We start from the raw sequence: 20,008 nt of genomic DNA, 5'->3' as shown, positions 1-20,008 counted from the left end.
GGCGACAGACAGTTTTACCAGGCTATCGTACTCTCGATGGGGAGATCCCATGGACCGACAGAACCCATTCGAGGAGATCGACCGCCTGTTCGACCGGATCAGCAGCGAGTTCACCGAGTTCGAGCCGGTGACGGGAGTCAGCGGGAGCGTCGCCGTCGACGTGGCCGACACGGGCGATGCCTTCGAGGTGACCGCCGACCTACCCGGCTACGCCAGCGACGACATCGACGTGACCCTGCCTGACCCGCAGACGGTGCGGATCGACGCCACTCAGGGGACGACCGCCGAGACCGAAGACGACGACCGTCAGTACCTCCGGCAGGAACGGACCCACCGCTCAAAGAGTCGAACGGTACCGCTCCCGAACCGAGTTCAAAAGGAGTCTACCGAGGCGAGCCACGACAACGGCGTGCTGACGGTCCGACTCCCGAAACAGGAGGCCGGTGACGCGACGGACATCCCGGTGCGCTAGCACAACGGCCTTCCCGTCGGCCGCCGAACCGCCGGACATGCTCGACGCTGGCGATCCGGCACCCGAGGTGACGGCACAGAACCAGCACGGCGAGACGGTCTCGCCGACGTTCACCGACCCCACGGTCGTCTACTTTTATCCCGAAGACGGGACGCCGGGCTGTACAACAGAGGCCGAACAGTTCGCACGCGAGCGTGAGACGTACGACGACGCTGGCGTCACGGTGTACGGCGTCTCGACCGACGACGCCGAGTCACACCGCGAATTCGCCGACGAGGCCGGTGTCGAATTCGACCTGCTGGCCGACCCCGATGGCGAGGTGGCGGCGGCGTTCGGCGTCCCACGCGACGCACCCGGCGGCTCGACGCCCCGAACGACGTTCGTCCTCGCCGACGGGGCAGTCGAACGCGTCCAGACCGGTGTGAATCCGGACGGGCACGCCCGCGACCTCCTACTGGAACTGCTCGACGACGGGGTCGTCACGCTCGGCTGACCGATGCTGACCGGCGGCCGGCAGGACGCCGTCCAGCCGACGACGCCGGGCGCGAGACTGCGGACGGCACTCGGGAGGAGTCCCGCCGACCTGCGGGGTGACTGGACGCGGGCGGGCGTCGATAGGGAGTTCTTTTTACTCTGGCAGCGGGAACCGGTAGGTATGGATTACGAGCCACAACGGCTGGAGGCGGAGTGGCGCGAGCGCTGGGCCGAGACGGGACGGTACGAGGCCGATCCCGACGGCGAGGCCGATCCGACCTTCATTACCGTCCCCTACCCCTATCCGAGCGGGGGGATGCACATCGGCCACTGCCGAACCTACACCGTGCCCGACGTGTACGCCCGCTACCGCCGGCTCCAGGGCGACGAAGTCCTCTTTCCGATCGCCTGGCACGTCACCGGCACGCCGATCATTGGCGCCGTCGAGCGTCTGAAAAAAGGCGAGGCAGATCAGCTGTCGGTGCTGCGAGACACCTACAACGTCCCGGAAGACACTCTCGAGGAGTTGGAGACGCCGATGGGCTTTGCCCGCTACTTCATCGAGAATCACTACAAGTCGGGTATGAGGCAACTCGGACTCTCCGTCGACTGGCGACGGGAGTTCACCACCAACGACGAGCGGTACTCGCAGTTCATCACCTGGCAGTACGAGACCCTCAAAGATCGGGGGCTGCTGGAGAAGGGACTCCACCCGGTGAAGTTCTGTACGGACGAGGAGAACCCGGTTACGACACACGACCTGCTCGAGGGCGAAGAGGCCGAGTTCCAGGAGTACACCCTCGTAAAGTTCGGGATGGAGTTCGACGGCGAGGACGTGACCGCCCCGATGGCCACCCTCCGACCCGAGACCGTCCGGGGCGTCACGAACGCCTACGCCCACCCCGACGGGAAGTACGTGCGGGCGACTGTCGATCAGGAAACCTGGGTCGTCTCCAGCGAGGCCGTCGAAAAACTGCGACTCCAGGAGCGGGAGATAGACATCGAAGACGAACTCACCGGCGAAGACCTGATCGGCGAGACGGTCACCAACCCTATCACCGGTGACGAGGTACTGATCCTGCCGGCGACCTTCGTCGACACCGACAACGCGACCGGCGTCGTCATGTCCGTGCCGGCCCACTCGCCCGACGACTATCTGGCACTGCAGGAGGCCAAAGACGACGACGACCGCATGCGCGAGTACGGGATCGACCCCGAGGACGTGGCCGACGTCGAGCCGGTTCCAATTCTGGACATCGAGGAGTACGGCGAGATTCCGGCGCGGACGGCCGTCGAGGCGGCCGGCATCGAGTCCTCGGACGCCCCGGAACTGGAGGACGTGACGGCCGACCTCTACCAGGCCGAGTTCCATCAGGGCGTCATGCACGACGACTACGGCGAGTTCGCGGGCATGACCGTCGAGAACGTCCGCGAGGAGTTCCGCACACACTACCAAGAGACGGGCGCGTTCGACGAGATGTACGAGTTCACCGAGGAAGTCGTCTGTCGCTGTGGCGGCGACGTGGAGGTCGCCAAACAGGACACCTGGTTTTTGCGGTACAACGACGCCGAGTGGACGGGAAAGGCCCACGCGGTTCTGGACGGGATGGAGACGATTCCCGAGAACACCCGGGATCAGTACGATCACACCATCGACTGGCTCAACGAGTGGCCCTGCATCCGCAACTACGGGCTGGGCACCCGTCTGCCGTGGGACGAGGACTTCGTGATCGAGCCCCTGTCAGACTCGACGGTGTACATGTCTTACTACACCATCGCTCACCGGCTCGAGAACATCCCGGTCGAGGACCTCGACCACGACTTCTTCGACGCCCTGTTTTACGGCGCCGATGCGGTGGCAGACCCCGACGAGCGCGCGCTGGAACTCCGCGAGGAGTGGGAACACTGGTACCCAGTCGACTGGCGGTGTTCCGGGAACGACCTCATCAACAACCACCTCACGTTCTTCCAGTTCCACCACGGTGAACTGTTCTCCGAGGAGAAGTGGCCCCAGGGCATCACTATCATGGGGATGGGTCTGTTGGAAGGTGAAGCGATGTCCTCCTCGAAGGGACACGTTGTCCTTCCCTCGAAGGCAATCGACGAGTACGGGGCCGACACCGTCCGATTCTTCCTACTGAACTCCGCGGAGCCGTGGCAGGACTACGACTGGCGAGACGACCTCGTGGGCAGTACGCGCGCCCAGCTCGACCGGTTCTGGTCGCGAGCCCAAGCGGTCATCGGCTACGACGTCGACGAGATGGTCGAGATCACCCTCGAAATCGACGGCGAGGAGACGGCGGACGTGGACGGCGACGAGGACGTGCGGCCCGACCTCGAACATATCGACCGCTGGCTCCTCTCGAAGCTCCAGGGGACGATCCGGGCGGCCACAGAGGCCATGGACGGGTTCGAGACCCGGACGGCGAGTCAGGCCGTCTTCTACAGTTTCGAGGAGCATCTGAAGTGGTACCGGCGGCGGGCCGACCTCGACCGGACCGGCGCACAGTGGACGCTCCGTGAGGTGTTGCGGACGCGACTGCGCCTGCTCGCACCCTTCGTCCCGTTCATGGCGAACGAACTCCACGAGCAGTTGACCGGCGAGCCCGCTGAGGATGCCGACTGGCCCGAACCCATCCCGGAGTTCGAGGACGAGACCGTCGAGCGCCGAGAGCGGTTGGTCGAGGCCGTCACCGACGACATCCACGACATCGTGGACGTGACCGGGACCGACCCCGACACGGTGCGGGTGTACGTCGCGGCCAACTGGAAGCGCGACGTGTTCGAGACTGTGCGGGAAACCGGAACCGACGTCGGCGCGGTCATGGGTCAGGTCATGGAGGACCCCGACCTCCGGGAGAGAGGGGACGCGGTCAACGACCTCGTGCAAGACCTCGTGGAATTGGTCCGCGAACGCGACGCGGACGAACTCGCCGCGATGGCCGACGTCGACGAACGGGCCGTCTACGCGGACGCTGGGGGCTTCCTCGAGTCCGAGTTCGACGCGACCGTCGAGGTCTACGACGAGGCTGACCCCGACGCCGTCGACCCGGACGGCACGGCTGACAGCGCCGTCCCGTTCCGGCCAGCCATCCACCTGGAGTAACACAGTCAAACGAGGGCTAGCCGCCGGCTGACATCCGGTAGAGACGAGCTAGCAGGCGGCCGAAACGAGTGTGCCGACACGCCCTCGGCGCGCGGTCGGTCTCCGGTTCGGACACCCAGAACGACGGTCGGCCGGCGAGCCCTGTCGGGCCGTTCGGACGCCGGTCTGTGGAACCGCTACACCTCCGCGAGCGATTCGTACTCGTCCCAGCATTCACACTCGAGGTCCTCGATCGAATTCACCTCGTCGGGCAGATCCGACAGGGGCATCCACCCCGAATCCTGTTTCGCGCACTCGTCGGCGTGAACACTGAAGTCGTCACCCGACATGTAAGGCATATCCATGGGTATGGCCAGAAGATTAAAAACAGTACCGTCGGCTTCGAGCCGAGGAAACGCCAGCACTCGGCGGCCCGGAAGGAGAACCGGCTCACCACGACGGCGGCGGTCCGAAACCGACCGCGCCGGTCTGTCCACCGGCCCGTGGAGCGGACAGGTGTGGGCGAACGAGGCGACGGTTCGCACTGCCCGTGTCGTTTCGGACAGTCACACCGCCCTGCAGCGGACGGCCCGGCACGGAGATGGACCTGATAGACTGTGACCTGGCGTTCGTGTTGGCCGTGGTCGTCCTGTCACACCTGCCGTTCGTCTCGGTGCTGTGCCCGCGACGCAGAGTTCGCGGTTCAACGGTCGGCAGGTCGGATCTAGAGGTCCGACCCGACCAGTTCCATCGACTCGCCCACGTCGTGTTCGCTGGCGTACTCGTAGACGACGTGTGCGCTGGCCACGTCCTGGATGGCCAGTCCCGTGGAGTCGAAGACGGTGACGCCGTCGTCGGCGCTCCGACCGCTTTTTTCCTCGACGACGACCACACCGAGTTCGGCGTGAATGTCCTCGTCGTCGAGGGTCCCGGCGGCGTACGGGACGTTGATCTCGCCGGAGTGGGTACACTGTGCGTGGTCGTCGATGACCAGTTTCGCGTCGAGCAAAATCTGGTCGGCGAGTTCGTGTTTCCCCTCGGCGTCGGCCCCCATCGCGTTGATGTGAGTGTGCTCACCGACGGCATCGCGGGGGACGATTGGGTCCCGGACCGGCGTCGTCGTCGAAACCACGTCACAGGCGGCGGCGTCGGCGATGGTGCCGTCCCGAACGTCGTAGGTGTCGGCGATCGCCGCCCGGAACGTGTCGACGGCGTCGGGGTCCTTGTCGGCGACGACGACGGTTTCGATGTCTCTGACCGCGGCGATGGCCTCCAGTTGTGCGCGGGCCTGGACGCCCGCGCCGACGAGGCCGAGCGAGGTGGCGTCGTCGACGGCGAGGTGGTCAGTGGCGACGGCGGCGGCCGCGCCGGTCCGTTTGCGGGTGAGGGTCGTCCCGTCGATAATCGCCAGCGGCGCGGCGGTCTCGGGGTCGGAGTAGATCATCGTCCCCATCACCGTCGGCAGGCCGTGTTCCTCGGGATTGGACGGGTGGGAGTTGACCCACTTGATACCAGCGCCGTCCCAGTCGTCGGTGCCCAGATAGGCGGGCATCGACCGGAAATCCCCGTCGTACTGCGGGAGGTCGATGTAGGATTTGGCAGGCATTCGGGCGTCCCCGCGGGCGTACGCGGCGAAAGCCCCCTCGACGGCGTCGACGACTGCCGGCAGCTGTGCGCTCTCCTCGACGGCAGCCGGGTTCAACAGCAGCGTCTCCATACCAACATCTGGTCGGTCGCGGGACTTAAGCCTCAGGCGTCACCCTCACCGGTCCCGTCTGCGACCGCCGTCCCCGGCCGTCGGCTCGTCGTCCTCGGTGAGGGGTCGTCTCCCCTGTTCTCGTCTTCGTCGTCTCGGAGCCAGGGCGAACGGAGTAGAGAATGCCGAGAACGACGAAGACGATTGTTCCCGAGAGCGCGAGTGCGGCCGGGCCGTCGACATCAGAGAGGTCGAAGATGCCGGACTCGTCGGGCCGCGTCGCGGGCGCCTGGGTGGGAGGCACCGTCGTGGGCTCGGTCGTCCGGTTCAGGCCCGCTCGGTCGACGTAGTCGATTGGCGGTCGACGGCGACGAGCAGTCGCGTCGGGCCCTCCGAGCGGAAGGTAACGACGTGTTCGCCGTCCTCACGGCAGAGGGAGAGTGGGTCCGTGAGCGGCAGCGTCCCGTTTGCGACCCGAGAGAACCGAACGTTCTCGGAATTGGCGGCGTCCGCGTCGACCGTGGTTCGGGAGTCGCTCCCCTCGACGCCACCGGGCGGTTCCTGCCGGGTCACCGTGACAGCCCCGAGCGGGTCGTGCCCGGTGTTGTTGCCGTCGATACGGAACTGGTTCCCGGTGTCCAGGTTGACGGCACTCACGTTCGTCCTGTCGCCGTCGACGTTGTCGACGGGGCGACCACCGAACCCCGAGACGTGTCCGAGACGTGGAAGAATAGTTGTAGCGGCGCGGCGGAGTCGGCCTCCGTGGTGTCGAGAGCGAAGCCGACCGAGAGGGTCTCACCGAGGTCGAGCACGACAGCGGTATGCAATCTCCAGCGCCGGGCGAGACGCAGTACTCCGGTAGAGGAGGATATCGTCGGACGCGCCCGTCGTCCAGAAACGCGCCGCCCGGGCGCTTAAGTCGAGACAGCCCCAGAAGTGGCTATGCCCCGCCTCGCGCCGGTCCTCCTGTGCTGTGCCGTTCTCGCGGCCGGTTGTGCCGGGCTCACTGCCGACGACACGGAGACGCCCGACCCCGTCTCCGTGCCAGAGGTCACCGTCCCGACACCCGAGGCGACGCCGACCGTGACCGCCCGTCCACGGATCGCTGTCGGCGTGACCCGCCGGCAGGTCGTCGACCCCGACGCGTTGTTGACCGCCCACGTCGGGACCCTCAACGAGGCGTCCGTCGTGTTCACATACGAGCGAGCGGTCACCGACCGGAACGGGACGGTTCGGCGGCGGGTGGTCGACGGCCGCGCCGAATCCGGGTCGCCTAGCTACCGCGCGACCGACCTGCAGGTGGTCGACGGCGAGCAGACGGAGACCGGCTATCGCATCACCGACGGTCGCTTAGAACGCCGGAACGGCCGCCCGCTCTCTGGCACCGACACAGGCGACTCCTCGCAGGCCTGGACGGTCGTGACCACCGACGACCCGTTCGGCTCGGTCGCGGCGACCCGGACCGAAGACCGGGTGCCTGCGCCGTCGTTCCGGGACCGGTTGGAACCGATTCTCTCGACGGCCGAGTTGGTCCGGACCGACAACCCGAACGGAGTCCCGCTGCGGACGACGACGTACTACTACCGGGCCAACGCAACGACGGCGACGCTGTTCGGCGAGCGGGTTCGGAACCTCTCGGTCCTACTGGAGGTCGAGCCGAGTACCGTCGTCATGTCCTACGAGGTGCGCTACGAACGCGTCCGGACCGGTGAGCAGGTGACCGAGCGACTGCGTTACGGCGCAGTCTGGTTCGGGAGCGACTGAGGAGCCGTTGCTGGCGAGCGGTCACGAAAGAAACGGAGTTGCGTTCGACGGAGCGATGCGGGTGCGGTGTGGGCGAGTTGCAGTACCGCACGCGAACGTGGCGAAACCCCGTGAGCGCGCGGAACGCCGACGAGCGAGCACCGCGCCCCGAGGGGGCACGAAGCGCCCAAGCGAGGTGCGAAACGTGGGTTTGCCTCGCGGGTCACTTCGTTCCCCGCTCGGCAGTTCGGAGAGACTCGCTACGCTCGCCTCTCCTACATCATCCCGCCCATGCCGCCGCCCATACCGCCGCCCATGCCGCCCATGCCGCCGGGCGCGCCGCCGGGGCCGCCTGCGGGTGGCCCTTCGTCGCCGTCGTCGTCGGAGCCGCCGCCCTTGAGATCGCCGGCCGCAATGACGTCGTCGATTCGCAGGATCATGACTGCGGCTTCCGTGGCGCTCTCGACGGCCTGTGTTTTGACGCGGAGGGGCTCGACGACACCGTCGTCCTCCATGTCGACGACTTCACCGGTGTAAGCGTCCAGCCCGGACGTGGTGGAACCGCCGTCGTGCTGACTGCGGAGTTCGACCAGCGAGTCGATGGGGTCGAGGCCGGCGTTCTCGGCGAGCGTCCGCGGAACGACGTCGATAGCGTCGGCGAAGGCCTCGACAGCCAGCTGCTCGCGGCCGCCGACGGAGTCGGCGTAGTCACGCAGACCGAGCGCGAGCTGGGTTTCGGGGGCCCCACCGCCGGGGAGGACCTGCCCGTCTTCGAGAGTGACGGACACGACGCCCAGTGAGTCCTCGATTGCGCGTTCGACCTCGTCGACGACGTGGTCGGTCCCGCCGCGCAGAATCAGCGTGACGGCCCTGGCGTCGTCGACATCCTCGACGAAGATGCGCTGGTCGCCGCCGATGTCTTTCTCGGCGACGGAACCGGCGAAGCCGAGGTCGTCCTCGGTGACGTCGTCGATGTTGGAGACGATCCGAGCGCCCGTCGAGCGGGCGAGCGCCTTGACGTCGGACTTTTTGGCTCGACGAACGGCCAGGATGCCTTCCTGAGCCAGGTAGTGCTGGGCCATGTCGTCGATGCCCTTCTGACAGAAGACGACGTCGGCGCCGGCATCGTTCAGGTTGTCGACCATCTCTTGGAGCTGTTTTTCCTCCTGGTCGAGGAACTGCTGAAGTTGGTCGGGGTCGGTGACGTTGACTTCGGTGTCCAGTTCCGTCTCGGGGACCTCGATGGCCGTGTCGAGCAGGGCCACGTCGGCGTCCTCGACGGCGTAGGGCATGTTGTCGTGGACGCGCTCCTTGTCGACGATGACGCCCTCGACGAGTTCGGACTCGTCGATAGAGCCGCCGACGACCTTCTCGACTTTGATGTTGTCCGTGTCGATGCCCTCGTCGTCGGCGACGGCGCGCACGGCGTCGACGACGAGCGAGGCCAGCGTATCTTTGGCGTTTTCGGCGCCCTTGCCGGTCATCGCGGTCGCAGCGATCTGTTCGAGGATGTCGGTGTCGTCCTCGTCGACTTCGATGGCCATGTCCTCGAGGATCTCTTTTGCCTTCTCAGCGGCCTGTCGGTACCCCTGGGCCAGGATGGTGGCGTGGATGTCCTGGTCCAGCAGGTCCTCGGCCTTGGCGAGGAGTTCCCCGGAAATGACGACGGCGGTCGTCGTGCCGTCGCCGACCTCGTCCTCCTGGGTCTGGGCGACCTCGACGATCATGTTGGCCGCGGGGTGCTCGATGTCCATCTCGTCGAGAATGGTGACGCCGTCGTTCGTGACGACGACGCTGCCCGTGTCGCCCACGAGCATCTTGTCCATTCCCTTCGGACCGAGTGTGGTCCGAACGGACTCGGCGACGGCCTTCCCGGCCGTGATGTTCATCGACTGTGCGTCTTTCCCTGATGTCCGCTGACTCTCCTCGGAGAGTACGATGAGGGGCTGGTTACCCATCTGCTGAGCCATAGTCAAGCAAAAGATAGTATTGCCATTCTATATAAACGTTGTGTTACCCGTAGCCGAAACCGCCAACGGGCGGTCCATCCAGTGTGCGTGTCATCAGATGCCACGAGAGGGTTTAAACAACGGGACGGCGACCGTCCAAGTCGTCGCCGGCCAGCACCGGGATTTAGGTGAGCCGTTGGCGTACGTTCGGGCGATGGAGATTCGCTTACGTTTAGACGACGAGTTGGGTGCGCAACTGGACGAGGAGGCTCGGCTCCAAGGGTTCGATGACCGGGGCGCGTACCTCCGGTGGATCGTCGCCAACCGCCCGATGTCGGACCTGGCGACCACACAGGCGCCGGCGGTCGCGAGTCGCGTCTCGGAGCTGGAAGAGCGTGTCAAGCTGCTCGAACGCCAGCACGACTTCGACGACCCGGCTGACCCCGACGCCGACCTCGGACAGCCCGGGGGGACCGGAACTGTGGCCGAGACGGAAACTGCGACCGCCAACACCGGCGAGACGGGTTTGGAATCTCGCGCCGCGAGCGAGTCGGACGCCGCCGGCGAGTCGGCGAGCCTCGATAGCGACATCGAACCCGACCAGGAGACGATGGGCCCGGACAGCGAGGACGAAGATATGGACGAGGGCGAGGGGGCGGCCGCCGACGACGATATCGCGGAGGCCATCGGAGGCGTGTCGCTGGACGAGGAAGATGAGAGCGGCGACGAATAGCCGGACGAATCGGAACCGTTCGTCCTGCGGGTCGGCGTCCAGTCAGTGCACGTGGCGGCTCAGCCGGTGAACTGGTGGTACTCGATGCCCTTCTGTTTCATCTCGTTGTGGCGTCGCTCCAGGAACGAGTAGACCGAGCCGTGTGGCGCGCCGTCGAGAATCATCTCGGTCGCCTCCCGAACGGTGTCGACCTGTTCGGGTTCGCCGACCATCGACAGCGTCGAACCGTAAATAACGACGGCCGCACCGGACAGTTCCTCCATCAACTCCCGCGTCCGGCCGTTTTCGCCGATGAGCCGCCCTTTCTTTCGTCGCATATCTTTCTTGTTCCGGGCGGCAGCCTTCAGGTCGACCACGTCGAACATCATCAGGTCGTCCGCGAGGAGTTCCAGCGCGTCCTCGGGGGCGAACCCGCGGCCGATTGCTTTCACGATGTCCGGGCCGTTCAACCCCACGATGGGGTCGCCGACTTTCTCGATACGGACCGACCCGCTTTCCGAGTCGATGTCGAGTCGCACCTCTGCGCGCTCTTCGATCTCTCGCATCGTCTCCCCACCTTCGCCGATGAGCACGCCGATGCGGTCCTGCGGTATCTTCACGTGCTGCATAATATGGCGACAAGTACGGCACCGCGCGGTTTTAAGCCTTCGCACAACGGCCGCACCGGCCAGCGGGAGCCACCCTCGATGGCGGTCACTCGTCCGCAGCCGTCACGAATTTCAGCAGGTCGTCGTCCTTGACGTCCAGTCCCTGCCGGCGGAAGAACGCGGCGACGTTGTGACAGTCCCGTTCGAGGAACTCGCGGCTGTTCTGATGATGGACCGTGACCGCCTGCCCCAGGTCGATGACGACGAGTTCCTCGCCGTGGAGGATGACGTTGTACTCCGAGAGGTCGCCATGGACCAGACCGGCACTGTTGAGACGGCGCATGTACTCTCGCACCACCTCGAAGGCGGTTTCGGGGTTCTCGATGTGAACCTCCGACAGTCGCTTGGCCCGGCCCTCGTCGATGCCCAGCAGTTCCATCACCAGCACGTTACGCTCGACCGCAAGGGGGTTTGGGACGCGGACACCGGCCGCACGCGCGCGTTCGAGATTCGCGTACTCCTTTCGGACCCAGGCTTTGACAATATCGCTTTTGTTCGAGCCGATGCCCTCGAACCGGGGGTCGCCGTCGAGGTATCCCCGCATGTCCCGGAAGTCGGAGGCGTTGATCCGGTACACTTTGACCGCAACTTCCTCGTCGTCGCCCAGTGCCGAGTAAACATTCGCCTCTTTGCCCGTCGAGATCGGTCCGCCGAAGGCGTCGATGTACCCGTCCTGGACGAGTTTGTAGAGAGCGCCGTACGTAGCGTCGTCGAAAACGGACGCTTCGACCTTGAACTGGTCCGCGTCCTTGATCCGGTCGCGGAACTGGCTGAACTCTCGGTCGCGGCTGCGGGCAATGCGGTCGGCCTCGGTGTCGGCGACGTCGATTTCTTCCCACTCGTCGCCGGGCGAGTCGACGTCGTCGGTGTCGACGAGGTCGAACTCGGTGGTCATCTGGTTCCCTCAGAACGCGACCACGAGTCGGTCCCGTCGGCACGCCCCGTAGTAGGACACGTCACTTTTGAATGTGACCCTCCTGTCGCAGTTGGTCTGCCTCCTGTTTCTCGTAGCGCCAACTTATATCGGCTTTCTCGTCCTGCCAGTCCCACGGTTCGACCAGTACTACGTCGTCTTCGCGGATCCAGATGCGTTTTTGCATCTTCCCAGGGATGCGGGCTGTGCGTTCGACACCGTCCATACACCTTACGCGTACCCGGTTCGCACCGAGCATGTTCGTGACGACCGCAAAGACTTCCTCTTCGTCGGGCATGCGAAGATCTTTGCGTCCCTCGTTGTCACTCATAATCGCATCTTCGGCGGGCAGACGGTTTAAGTTTTTCAAGAACGTGAGATAGCCGCGACACCCCCGGCGTCGCCGACACCGGCCACGAGCGCGTGATAACACGCCTCACAAGATACGGGTATATATAACCGGTTACGCCTGAAAACTGTGGGGTATGAAAAGGCTTACCAATGTTTTATTAGGGTGTCTCTGCTGATATGGGTTGTATGAAAGCAGCAGTCTTCCAGGGCGTAGAGGAGCCCCTCGAAATTCAAGACGTCGAGGAGCCGACAGCGGACGAGGACCAGGTGGTCGTCGAGACGGAGGCCTGCGGGATCTGCCGGAGCGACTGGCACGCCTGGCAGGGGGATTGGGGTCACATCGGCGTCGTCCCGACCGAAGGGTTGATTTTTGGTCACGAGCCGGCCGGCCATGTCGTCGAGGTCGGGGACAACGTCGAACGGTTCCGGGAGGGCGACATGGTGACCGTCCCATTCAACCTCTCGGACGGCACCTGTCAACACTGCCGAGACGGCCGCGGAAACATCTGTGACCGGATGGTACCGCTCGGCTTCCTGCAGATGGCCCCCGGGGCCTTCGCCGAGCGCTTCCCCGTCCGAGAAGCCGACCACAACGTCGTGAAGCTCCCCGACGGCGTCGACCCCGTCGACGTCGCCGGGTTGGGCTGTCGGTTCGCGACTGCGTTCCACGGTTTGATCAGCCGTGTCGACGTCACGCCCGGCGACTGGGTGGCTATCCACGGCTGTGGTGGCGTCGGTCTCTCGGCTGTCCACATCGCCGACGCGCTCGGTGCCAACGTCATCGCCGTCGATATCAAAGACGAGCAGCTCCGGGCCGCCGAGGAACTCGGCGCCGACGAAATCATCAACGCCACCGACGTGAAAGACGCCGCACAGGCCGTCAAGGCCCACACCGAGGGGTCCCACGGCGTCGACGTGGCCGTCGACGCACTGGGCGTCGCTCAGACCTGCAAGAACGCGGTCAACTCACTGGGCAAGGCCGGACAGCATCTCCAGATCGGTCTCACGACCGGCGAAAACGACGGGAACGTCGAACTGCCGGTCGACAATATGGTGATGGACGAACGCGAGTTCTACGGCTCCTTCGGGATGCCACCGAACGAGTACGACCAGATCTTCCGCATGATGTCCCGCGGCAAGATCGACCCCGGCCAGATCGTCACCGAGACCGTCTCCCTCGAAGAGGTCCCGGACATGATCAGCAACATGGGGAACTACGAAACCGTCGGTATCCCCGTCTGCGACGAGTTCTAGCGGTCCCTTTCCTCACCGCCCGTCGGAAAGAAACGGTGCCCAGCTAGTCCGGGGAGAAGTCGAACGTCGGCGTGTCCGAATCGGTGCCGAACTCGAAGTCCGTGCCGCCGGTCTCGGTGCCGAACTCGAACGCTGGCGCGTCGGAGCCGGTCTCGAACTCGAACCCGGAGCCACCGGTGTCGGTGCCGAACTCGAACGTCGCCCCGCCCGGACTGGACGTGTTGAACCCGCCGAACGGCTGGCTGGTGTCGTTCCCGATTCCACCGAACAGGTCGCCGCTGGAGGTGTTATCGGTCCCGAACATCGGACCGGAGTCGGTCGAGTCGTCGCCGGTCCCGAACAACGGGTCGGAGTCACCGGTCTCGTTCTCTCCGGTTCCGTCACCGGTGTCGCCGCCGTCGGTCCCACTGGCGTTGGAGTCGTTCAGCGACGGGTCGACGGCGATGGCGGTCGAAGCGGCTGCGTCGCCGCTCCGGACGACTGCGGTGTAACTCCCGCTGGCATCGGAACTCGACGTCCACACGAGCGTGACCGACCGGCTGGCACCGGCGGCCACCGAGACGAACGTGTCGTCGACGGTCGTCCCGTCGACGACGAGTGAGACCGTCTGGCTGACCGTCACGTCGCGGCGGTTGGTCAGCGCCGCATCGACGGCGAGTGTGTCGCCCGGTGCGACCGGGCTCGACGTGCCGCTGATTGCGACGTCGAGCGGCGACGTTGCGTCGCGCGTCGTGAGCAAAAAGTCGATCGCCGTGGTTTGGCCCGCCTGCACGGAGACGTCGCTGGTGGTCGGCTGGTAGCCGTCAGCGTCGACGACGACCGAGTACGTGCCCTCGGCCAGCGTGAGTGTGAAGCCGCCGTCGGCGTTGCTCGTCGCGGACGCCGTGTCGTTCAGCGTCGTCACGGTGGCGTTCTGTACTGGCGCTCCGCTCTCGCCGGTGACGGTGCCGGTGATTCCCCCGTCGGCCCGGTCGAGCGTGAAGTTCCGGGTCAGCGTTTCACCCAGCGAGAGCGAGACGTTCGCTACTTCGAGGCCGTACTCGACGCTTCCGGCCCCGATGTCGTAGTCGCCCGGGCCGACGGAGAGTTGGTAGCTTCCGTTGGCGACTGGCTGCGTGCGTGCCACGTACTCGTCGGGGAACCCGGCCGTGTCCTCGAACCCACCCGGCTGTCGCAGGTCGATGATCACCGAACTGACCGGTTGCCCATCGCTGTCGGTCACCGTCCCGCTAATCGTCGTCGTCACGGCGACGCTCACGTCGGCGACGGTCGTCTCGTTGGCCGTCACGTTCACCGACTGCGTGGCGACCTGCTCGCCGGCGACCGACACCGTGAGCGTGTACACGCCGGTCGGCACCGTGACCGCGTACCCACCCGTCGCATCCGTCGCCGTCGTCGCCGAGCCAACCGTGACGGTCGCGTCCGCCACCGCCGAGCCACCGCCGTCCGTCACCGTCCCCGCGACGGTCCCCGTGGCATTCGCGTCGGTCGTATCGGTCGTATTCGTCGTGTTCGTTCCGTCAGTAGTGTTCGTCTGCACCGCCCCGAGCGACGCGTCCGCCGCATCGACGCCTATCGCGACGCTTCCGTCGACTGCCCCCACCGTCCCCACAGCCGCGAGTCCGAGTGTGACGACGGCAACGACTGCTGCTATCCGTATCTCCCCCATGGTGTCGCATTAATTTCTCTATTTTCATCTTAAAATTTTTCGTTTGGTTTAATTACAAACCCGTGTTCTGTTCCAGTCGTCTGGGCCGGACCCGTTACCGCCGGCACAGGCGCTGTCGTGCCGAGTCACGGTTTTTAAGCTACCCGAGATGGGAGATGCGTGTATGCTGGACAAGATCGGGGCGGCGGGGGTTCTGGGGTTAGTGTTTCTAGTGGGTGGAATCAGCGTCGTCGCGATAGAGAGCGTGTACGTAGCGGCCGGTGTCGGGTTCGCGTTCGCGGGGTTGATGCTCGTCGCGTACGGGTTCGTGACGACGATTCTGGGCGCGCTCGGGATGGGGTTGGGTGACGTGACTTAGCTCTCCGGGCGGTCGGCCCGGTGTTCGCTGATCAGTCGGTCGACCATCTGCTCGTTGTTCTGTTTCTCGCGTTCTTCAGCCCGGGCCGCCCAGTCGTCGATTACGGCCTCGACCTCGCTCTCGCGAGCGACCGCGAGTTCGTCGACCTCCTGAATTTTCACGTCTTCGGCGGGGCCGACCGGCACGTCGTGCTCAAAGAGCAGGTCGTCGGCAACGTCGGACAGACGCCCGCCGTCCCGCAGGACCACGTGCGGATTCACGTCCGCGAGTCGCTTGGCGGTCGACCGCCCGGCTCCGCTCCCGTCCCGTAGATAGATCACGTCGCCCTCGGCGAGTCCGTAGGCCTCGTCGGCCCGCTCGATGGCGTCCCTGGTGAACTCCTCAATCACCTTCACCGGGACGAGGTCCTGCTGTTTCTCTGATACGTCCGCGAAGTTCGAGTGGTCGAGTTTCCACAACGATTTGAGTCGTTCGAGCTTGTCCTCAAGATCGCCGACCCGCTCGCGCTCCTCGTCGAGTTCCCGCTCTAGCCGTTCGCTCTCTCGCTCCAGACGGGTTATTTCGCGGCGCTCACGGGCCTCGCGGCGCTCCTCGCGGCGGGCGTCCGAGAGTTCCTGTTCGTACTCCTCGATTCGGTCGTCCTTGCGCGCGATGGTGTCTTTCAGGTCGTCGGCGTGGGACTCCAGTCGCTCGACCCGCGCTTCGAGCCGTTTGATCTTCTTTTCTTCCTCGGTGAGTTCCCGGGGCGTGTGCTCGGTAGTCTCTTCGTCCTCGTCGGGGTCACGCTCCAAGTCCGAGATTACCGCCTCAACGGACTCTTCGCCGGCGACGACGCGGGCCAGCACCTCGCCGAGGTCGAACTGTGGGGGCACCTTCTCCGCGATTCGCTCGAACTGGTCCTCGTGGTCGTCGAACGCCGACAGTGCCGCCGCCAGGGCGTCGCGCTGGTGGTCGTCGTCGTACCCCTCCTCGCGAGTCCGGTGTTTCTTCTCGTCGACCGGGAGGTCACGGTGTGGTTCCCACGCGGCGGCCTCGAAGCTCCGCCGGATCTTCTCGACGGTTTCGGGCATCGGTTCGACGTCTGCGGCGACGACGATGGGTCGCCCTCGTTCGATGACCCACTCGATCACGTCGGCAGTGTCTGCGGTTCGCGTGCTGAGTACGTCAAGCACTTCCCCATGAACGTCGACGACGGCCGCCGCGGTGGTCGTCCCCGGATCGATGCCGACGATGACGTGGTCCCGGCGTTTGACCAGCGGCTGAAACTCGATACCGTCACGACGTTCACGCTCGATTTCGACGCGCACGTCGCCGGAACGGTGCGCAGAAACCGGAATGTCCGCCGGCCGGCCTTCGACCTCGAAAATCGCGTTCGAGAACCCGCCGTACTTCTCGGTCGCGTCCCGTTCGTATTCGAGACCGGCGTCGTCCAGTTCGGACTCGACCTCGCGAGTGCGTTTTTTGACCGCCCCGTGAATCCGACGGGTGTAGCGGTCCTCCGACCAGCCACCCTTGCCGGTCGAGCGCCCGCGGGCGACTTTTATTTGGGTGGTGTTGGTGAAGGCGGACACTTCCTGCCCGACGTTCATCGCGGCCAGTCGCGCGGCCGCCTCGGCCTCTTTCATCGGGTCCTTACCGTAGGGGACGTTGTGCCGGCCGGCAACCCGCGAGAGCGGTTCCGGCCGCTCCGCGCCCGTCACCTGGACGAGTTTCGTCTCGTCGGGCAACTGCCCGAGGAAGTGGATCAGCGCGTCCTTGTCCTCGGCGAGTTCGTACATATTGTCCGTCGCGACGATTGCGGGCTCCTCGTCCGCGATCAACCGGCGGAGTTTCCGCCGGGAGACCACGTCCCGGTCGACGGACTCGCCGTCGAAGGCAACGAGGGCGTACGACGGAGCGGACCCTCTCACGTCACCGCTCTGGACGTCCACGCCGAAGACGACTGCGTCGAGCGCGCTCGTACGAGCGTTCACAACTACCACAGTGTAAGAGCCTGTGCGGCATAAACTTCGTGCCGAGCGACCCACTCGACAGGGCGTGACGGACCGGTACTCCTCTGGGTGGTGACACGTTAGTCATGAGTTATCTGCGGGGATATCGCGAGTCGTCCGGCCTGGCCGGTGACCTGAGACGTTTGCTGGACGCGAGCGCACACGCCGACGTGTTGACATCCTCCCCGAACTGAAGCGCGGGGTTTTCCTCTCGATTCTCCGCGATCGGCGGCGACGAGGCGACGCCCGCGTACGAGGCTACGTCGGGGGGTCTCGCGTTAGTCTGGGCCGATTCGAGCCGCGAGTCCGTTTGCGGATGCGAGGAACTCGACCCCTGGGCGCGAGTCACTCCGCGTCCGGGAAGGGCACGTCGCGTTCGTCCCCGTCGTCGGGAAGGAAGGCCTCGCCGTCGAACACCTCGCGGGCCTCGTCCTCCAGCCGGTCGGACTGGCCGGCGTAGCGTGTCGAGACGTGGGTCAACGCCAGTCGTTTCGCTGCCGCACGGTTGGCGATTTCGGCGGCCTGTTTCACCGTCGAATGGCCTGTCTGGCGCGCCCGTTCCCGTCGGTCCTCGGCGAAGGTGGCGTCGTGGATAAGCAGGTCAGCGTCGGCGGCGGCCTCGACGACGCTCTCGGCGGGAGCGGTGTCGCCGGTGTAGACCAGTCGTCGACCCGGGCGTGGCGGGCCGACGACCTGTTCGGGCTGGACGACGGTCCCGTCGTCGAGTTCGACTGGCTCGCCGTTGTGGAGCCTGCTGTACTCCGGGCCGGGTTCGATGCCGAGTTCCTCCTCTGCTCTCTCGCGGTCGAACCGGCCCTTGCGGTCGTCTTCGCGGATCGCGTAGCCGACCGACGTGGTCCGGTGGTCGGTCTCGAACGCTCGGACCTCGAAATCTCCGCCGTCCAGCGCCACGTCGCCAGGTTTGACCTCGTTGATGCGGACCGGAAACGAGGGACCGGCGCCGAGTACCGTGATCAGGTCACGGATTCGTCGGCGAGTACCCGCCGGGGTGTGGATCGCCACGGGGTTTTCGCGGTCGTTGAAGTCCCAGGTCTGAATCAGGCCCGGCAGGCCCAGAACGTGGTCACCGTGGAGGTGGGAGACAAAGACGTGCGAGACGGCGAACCCCGTCCCGAAGCGCATCATCTGGCGCTGTGTCCCCTCGCCGGCGTCGAAGAGGTAGCGTTCCCCCTCTCGTCGGACCATCACCCCACTCGGGTTGCGCATCGTCGTCGGAACGGCCCCGCTAGTCCCGAGAAAGGTCACATGCATATCCGTTCGGTCGGCAGGCGGCGGTAAACCCGCTTCGAAAGGGACCGTGGGAGTGTCGTCCGGGTCGTCCCCGTCGCTGGGAACGGCGACCGACCGATTCTTACCGTCGGTTCCCCTACCCAACATCGATGCTTGCCCCCCTGTGGACCGAGGCACACGCGCCGGAGATCGACGGTCTCCCACAGTCCGGGGTCCGTGAGTCGCTGTGGCGAGCAGTCGACGAACCGCTGAACCTGATCGTCCACGGCCCGAAGGGAAGCGGAAAGACCGCCGCGGTGCGCGCGCTAGCCCGCGAGACCCACGCCGACCCCGACAACGACTTCGTAGAGATCAACGTCGACGACTTCTTCGGAATGACAAAAAAAGAGTTGAGCGAGGACCCACGCTTTAGCTCGTTCATCACCGCAAAGCGCCGCCGTAACTCCTCGAAGGCCGACCTCATCAATCACGTCCTCAAGGAGTCGGCAAGTTACGCACCGGTGTCGGGGGAGTACAAGACCATCCTCCTGGACAACGCCGAGTCGATCCGCGAGGACTTTCAGCAGGCACTGCGCCGCGTGATGGAACAGTATTACGAGGCGACCCAGTTCGTCATCGCGACCCGACAGCCATCGGTGCTGATTCCGCCGATTCGCTCACGGTGTTTCCCGGTTCCCGTGCGCGAACCGACCCACGACGAGACCGTCGCCGTCCTCCGGTCGGTCGTCGAAGCGGCGGCCGCCGACTACGGCGAGGAGGGCCTAGAGTACGTCGCCGGCTACGCCGACGGCGACCTCCGGAAGGCCCTGCTCGGTGCTCAGACCACCGCCGAGGCCGAGGACGCGGTCACGATGGAAGCCGCCTACGAGGCGCTGGGTGATGTCGGTACCGACGACCGCATCGAGGAGATGCTCGACGACGCAGAGAGTGGCGACTTCACCGACGCCCGGAAGACACTGGACGACCTGCTGGTCGACGAGGGCTACAGCGGTGAAGAGGTCATGGCGGACCTGTTACGGGTCGCGCGCTCGCGGTACGAGGCCGACCGGTTGGCGCGACTGCACCGGTTGGCTGGCGAAATCGACGTCGACCTGAAAGAAGGGACCAACGACCGTCTACACGTCTCTCACCTGCTGTCGAAGCTCGCGGAGTGACATCGCCGTGACGGTGAGCCGACGGCTGTTCGACGGCAGCCACGGCAGTGCAGTGGCTGTCACCGACGACCACGCGACTGCCACGGGCGTCAACGCGGCACGGTCAAATCTTCGAGATACCCGCCGCAGTCGGGACAGAGCCGGTCGTCTACCTCCTCGGTAATACGCTGATTGCAGTCCAGACACTCGTAATAGGGGTCGGTGTCCGGCGTTGGTTCTGTTAGCGGCATCACTGTGCTTCGAAGTCACACGCCCTTGTTAATTCTTC

Annotated in this window: 19 protein-coding genes and 1 pseudogene; 9 read left to right on the top strand and 11 right to left on the bottom strand. The window is 65.4% G+C overall.

The window, feature by feature from the left end:
* The first annotated feature begins 49 nt into the window (after positions 1-49).
* The 3 genes from Q0964_RS02055 (at position 50) to leuS (ending at position 4,052) form a co-directional block, all read left to right on the top strand.
* Positions 50-472 carry an Hsp20/alpha crystallin family protein gene (locus Q0964_RS02055; RefSeq protein ID WP_299262932.1) on the top strand — a complete coding sequence of 141 codons (423 nt, stop codon included), beginning with the start codon at positions 50-52 and terminating at the stop codon, positions 470-472.
* Between the two features lie 37 nt (positions 473-509).
* Complete coding sequence (locus Q0964_RS02050) at positions 510-965, top strand: peroxiredoxin (RefSeq protein WP_299262930.1); 456 nt, start codon at positions 510-512, stop codon at positions 963-965.
* Positions 966-1,127: 162 nt separating this feature from the next.
* Positions 1,128-4,052: a leucine--tRNA ligase gene (leuS, locus tag Q0964_RS02045; RefSeq protein WP_299262928.1), complete on the top strand. Its 2,925-nt coding sequence runs from the start codon at positions 1,128-1,130 to the stop codon at positions 4,050-4,052.
* Positions 4,053-4,228: 176 nt separating this feature from the next.
* Here the strand turns inward: leuS and Q0964_RS02040 are convergent, their stop codons facing one another.
* Positions 4,229-4,390 carry a hypothetical protein gene (locus Q0964_RS02040; protein WP_299262926.1) on the bottom strand — a complete coding sequence of 54 codons (162 nt, stop codon included), beginning with the start codon at positions 4,388-4,390 and terminating at the stop codon, positions 4,229-4,231.
* Positions 4,391-4,581: 191 nt separating this feature from the next.
* On the opposite strand from Q0964_RS02040, the pseudogene Q0964_RS18550 reads away from it, so the two are divergent.
* Positions 4,582-4,695: pseudogene (locus Q0964_RS18550) on the top strand (DUF7535 family protein); the annotation flags it as partial.
* Positions 4,696-4,755: 60 nt separating this feature from the next.
* Here Q0964_RS18550 and Q0964_RS02035 read toward each other — a convergent pair.
* Both Q0964_RS02035 and Q0964_RS02030 read right to left on the bottom strand, forming a co-directional pair.
* Positions 4,756-5,748: an ornithine cyclodeaminase family protein gene (locus Q0964_RS02035; protein WP_299262924.1), complete on the bottom strand. Its 993-nt coding sequence runs from the start codon at positions 5,746-5,748 to the stop codon at positions 4,756-4,758.
* Positions 5,749-6,054: 306 nt separating this feature from the next.
* Positions 6,055-6,384, bottom strand: coding sequence for a hypothetical protein (locus Q0964_RS02030; protein ID WP_299262922.1), 330 nt, complete (start codon positions 6,382-6,384; stop codon positions 6,055-6,057).
* A gap of 285 nt (positions 6,385-6,669) precedes the next feature.
* On the opposite strand from Q0964_RS02030, the gene Q0964_RS02025 reads away from it, so the two are divergent.
* Entirely contained in the window at positions 6,670-7,491 is an 822-nt protein-coding gene (locus tag Q0964_RS02025) for a hypothetical protein (RefSeq protein WP_299262919.1), read from the top strand.
* Between the two features lie 254 nt (positions 7,492-7,745).
* Here the strand turns inward: Q0964_RS02025 and thsA are convergent, their stop codons facing one another.
* Positions 7,746-9,428, bottom strand: a complete 1,683-nt coding sequence (gene thsA, locus Q0964_RS02020; RefSeq protein ID WP_299262934.1) for a thermosome subunit alpha — start codon at positions 9,426-9,428, stop codon at positions 7,746-7,748.
* A gap of 109 nt (positions 9,429-9,537) precedes the next feature.
* Here thsA and Q0964_RS02015 point away from each other — a divergent pair, with 109 nt between their 5' ends.
* Positions 9,538-10,152, top strand: a complete 615-nt coding sequence (locus Q0964_RS02015) for a hypothetical protein (RefSeq protein ID WP_299262917.1) — start codon at positions 9,538-9,540, stop codon at positions 10,150-10,152.
* A gap of 59 nt (positions 10,153-10,211) precedes the next feature.
* On the opposite strand, the gene Q0964_RS02010 is transcribed toward Q0964_RS02015, so the two are convergent.
* The 3 genes from Q0964_RS02010 to eif1A form a co-directional block, all read right to left on the bottom strand.
* Positions 10,212-10,760, bottom strand: coding sequence for a KH domain-containing protein (locus tag Q0964_RS02010; protein WP_299262915.1), 549 nt, complete (start codon positions 10,758-10,760; stop codon positions 10,212-10,214).
* Between the two features lie 85 nt (positions 10,761-10,845).
* Positions 10,846-11,694: a serine/threonine-protein kinase Rio1 gene (gene rio1, locus Q0964_RS02005; RefSeq protein WP_299262913.1), complete on the bottom strand. Its 849-nt coding sequence runs from the start codon at positions 11,692-11,694 to the stop codon at positions 10,846-10,848.
* Between the two features lie 61 nt (positions 11,695-11,755).
* Positions 11,756-12,043 carry a translation initiation factor eIF-1A gene (gene eif1A / locus Q0964_RS02000; protein ID WP_299262910.1) on the bottom strand — a complete coding sequence of 96 codons (288 nt, stop codon included), beginning with the start codon at positions 12,041-12,043 and terminating at the stop codon, positions 11,756-11,758.
* 206 nt (positions 12,044-12,249) lie between these two features.
* On the opposite strand from eif1A, the gene Q0964_RS01995 reads away from it, so the two are divergent.
* Positions 12,250-13,317: a zinc-dependent alcohol dehydrogenase family protein gene (locus Q0964_RS01995; protein ID WP_299262908.1), complete on the top strand. Its 1,068-nt coding sequence runs from the start codon at positions 12,250-12,252 to the stop codon at positions 13,315-13,317.
* A gap of 43 nt (positions 13,318-13,360) precedes the next feature.
* Here the strand turns inward: Q0964_RS01995 and Q0964_RS01990 are convergent, their stop codons facing one another.
* Entirely contained in the window at positions 13,361-14,986 is a 1,626-nt protein-coding gene (locus Q0964_RS01990; protein WP_299262906.1) for a carboxypeptidase-like regulatory domain-containing protein, read from the bottom strand.
* 163 nt (positions 14,987-15,149) lie between these two features.
* Between Q0964_RS01990 and Q0964_RS01985 the strand changes: the two genes are divergently transcribed.
* Positions 15,150-15,344: a DUF7470 family protein gene (locus Q0964_RS01985; protein WP_299262904.1), complete on the top strand. Its 195-nt coding sequence runs from the start codon at positions 15,150-15,152 to the stop codon at positions 15,342-15,344.
* Here Q0964_RS01985 and Q0964_RS01980 read toward each other — a convergent pair.
* Both Q0964_RS01980 and rnz read right to left on the bottom strand, forming a co-directional pair.
* Positions 15,341-17,317: a DUF460 domain-containing protein gene (locus Q0964_RS01980; RefSeq protein ID WP_299262902.1), complete on the bottom strand. Its 1,977-nt coding sequence runs from the start codon at positions 17,315-17,317 to the stop codon at positions 15,341-15,343. The two genes, Q0964_RS01985 and Q0964_RS01980, sit on opposite strands and share 4 nt — an antisense overlap.
* A gap of 363 nt (positions 17,318-17,680) precedes the next feature.
* A complete protein-coding gene (rnz, locus tag Q0964_RS01975; RefSeq protein WP_299262900.1) occupies positions 17,681-18,607 on the bottom strand; it encodes a ribonuclease Z in 927 nt (308 codons plus the stop codon).
* Between the two features lie 128 nt (positions 18,608-18,735).
* On the opposite strand from rnz, the gene Q0964_RS01970 reads away from it, so the two are divergent.
* On the top strand, positions 18,736-19,740 hold the full coding sequence (locus Q0964_RS01970; protein ID WP_299262898.1) for an AAA family ATPase: 1,005 nt from the start codon (positions 18,736-18,738) through the stop codon (positions 19,738-19,740).
* Positions 19,741-19,829: 89 nt separating this feature from the next.
* Here the strand turns inward: Q0964_RS01970 and Q0964_RS01965 are convergent, their stop codons facing one another.
* On the bottom strand, positions 19,830-19,970 hold the full coding sequence (locus tag Q0964_RS01965; RefSeq protein WP_299262896.1) for a rubrerythrin-like domain-containing protein: 141 nt from the start codon (positions 19,968-19,970) through the stop codon (positions 19,830-19,832).
* Positions 19,971-20,008: the final 38 nt, after the last annotated feature.

It is taken from the genome of Halorientalis sp., assembly GCF_028275115.1.
GTDB lineage: Archaea > Halobacteriota > Halobacteria > Halobacteriales > Haloarculaceae > Halorientalis.
This window is presented reverse-complemented; position numbering and strand designations above follow the sequence as displayed.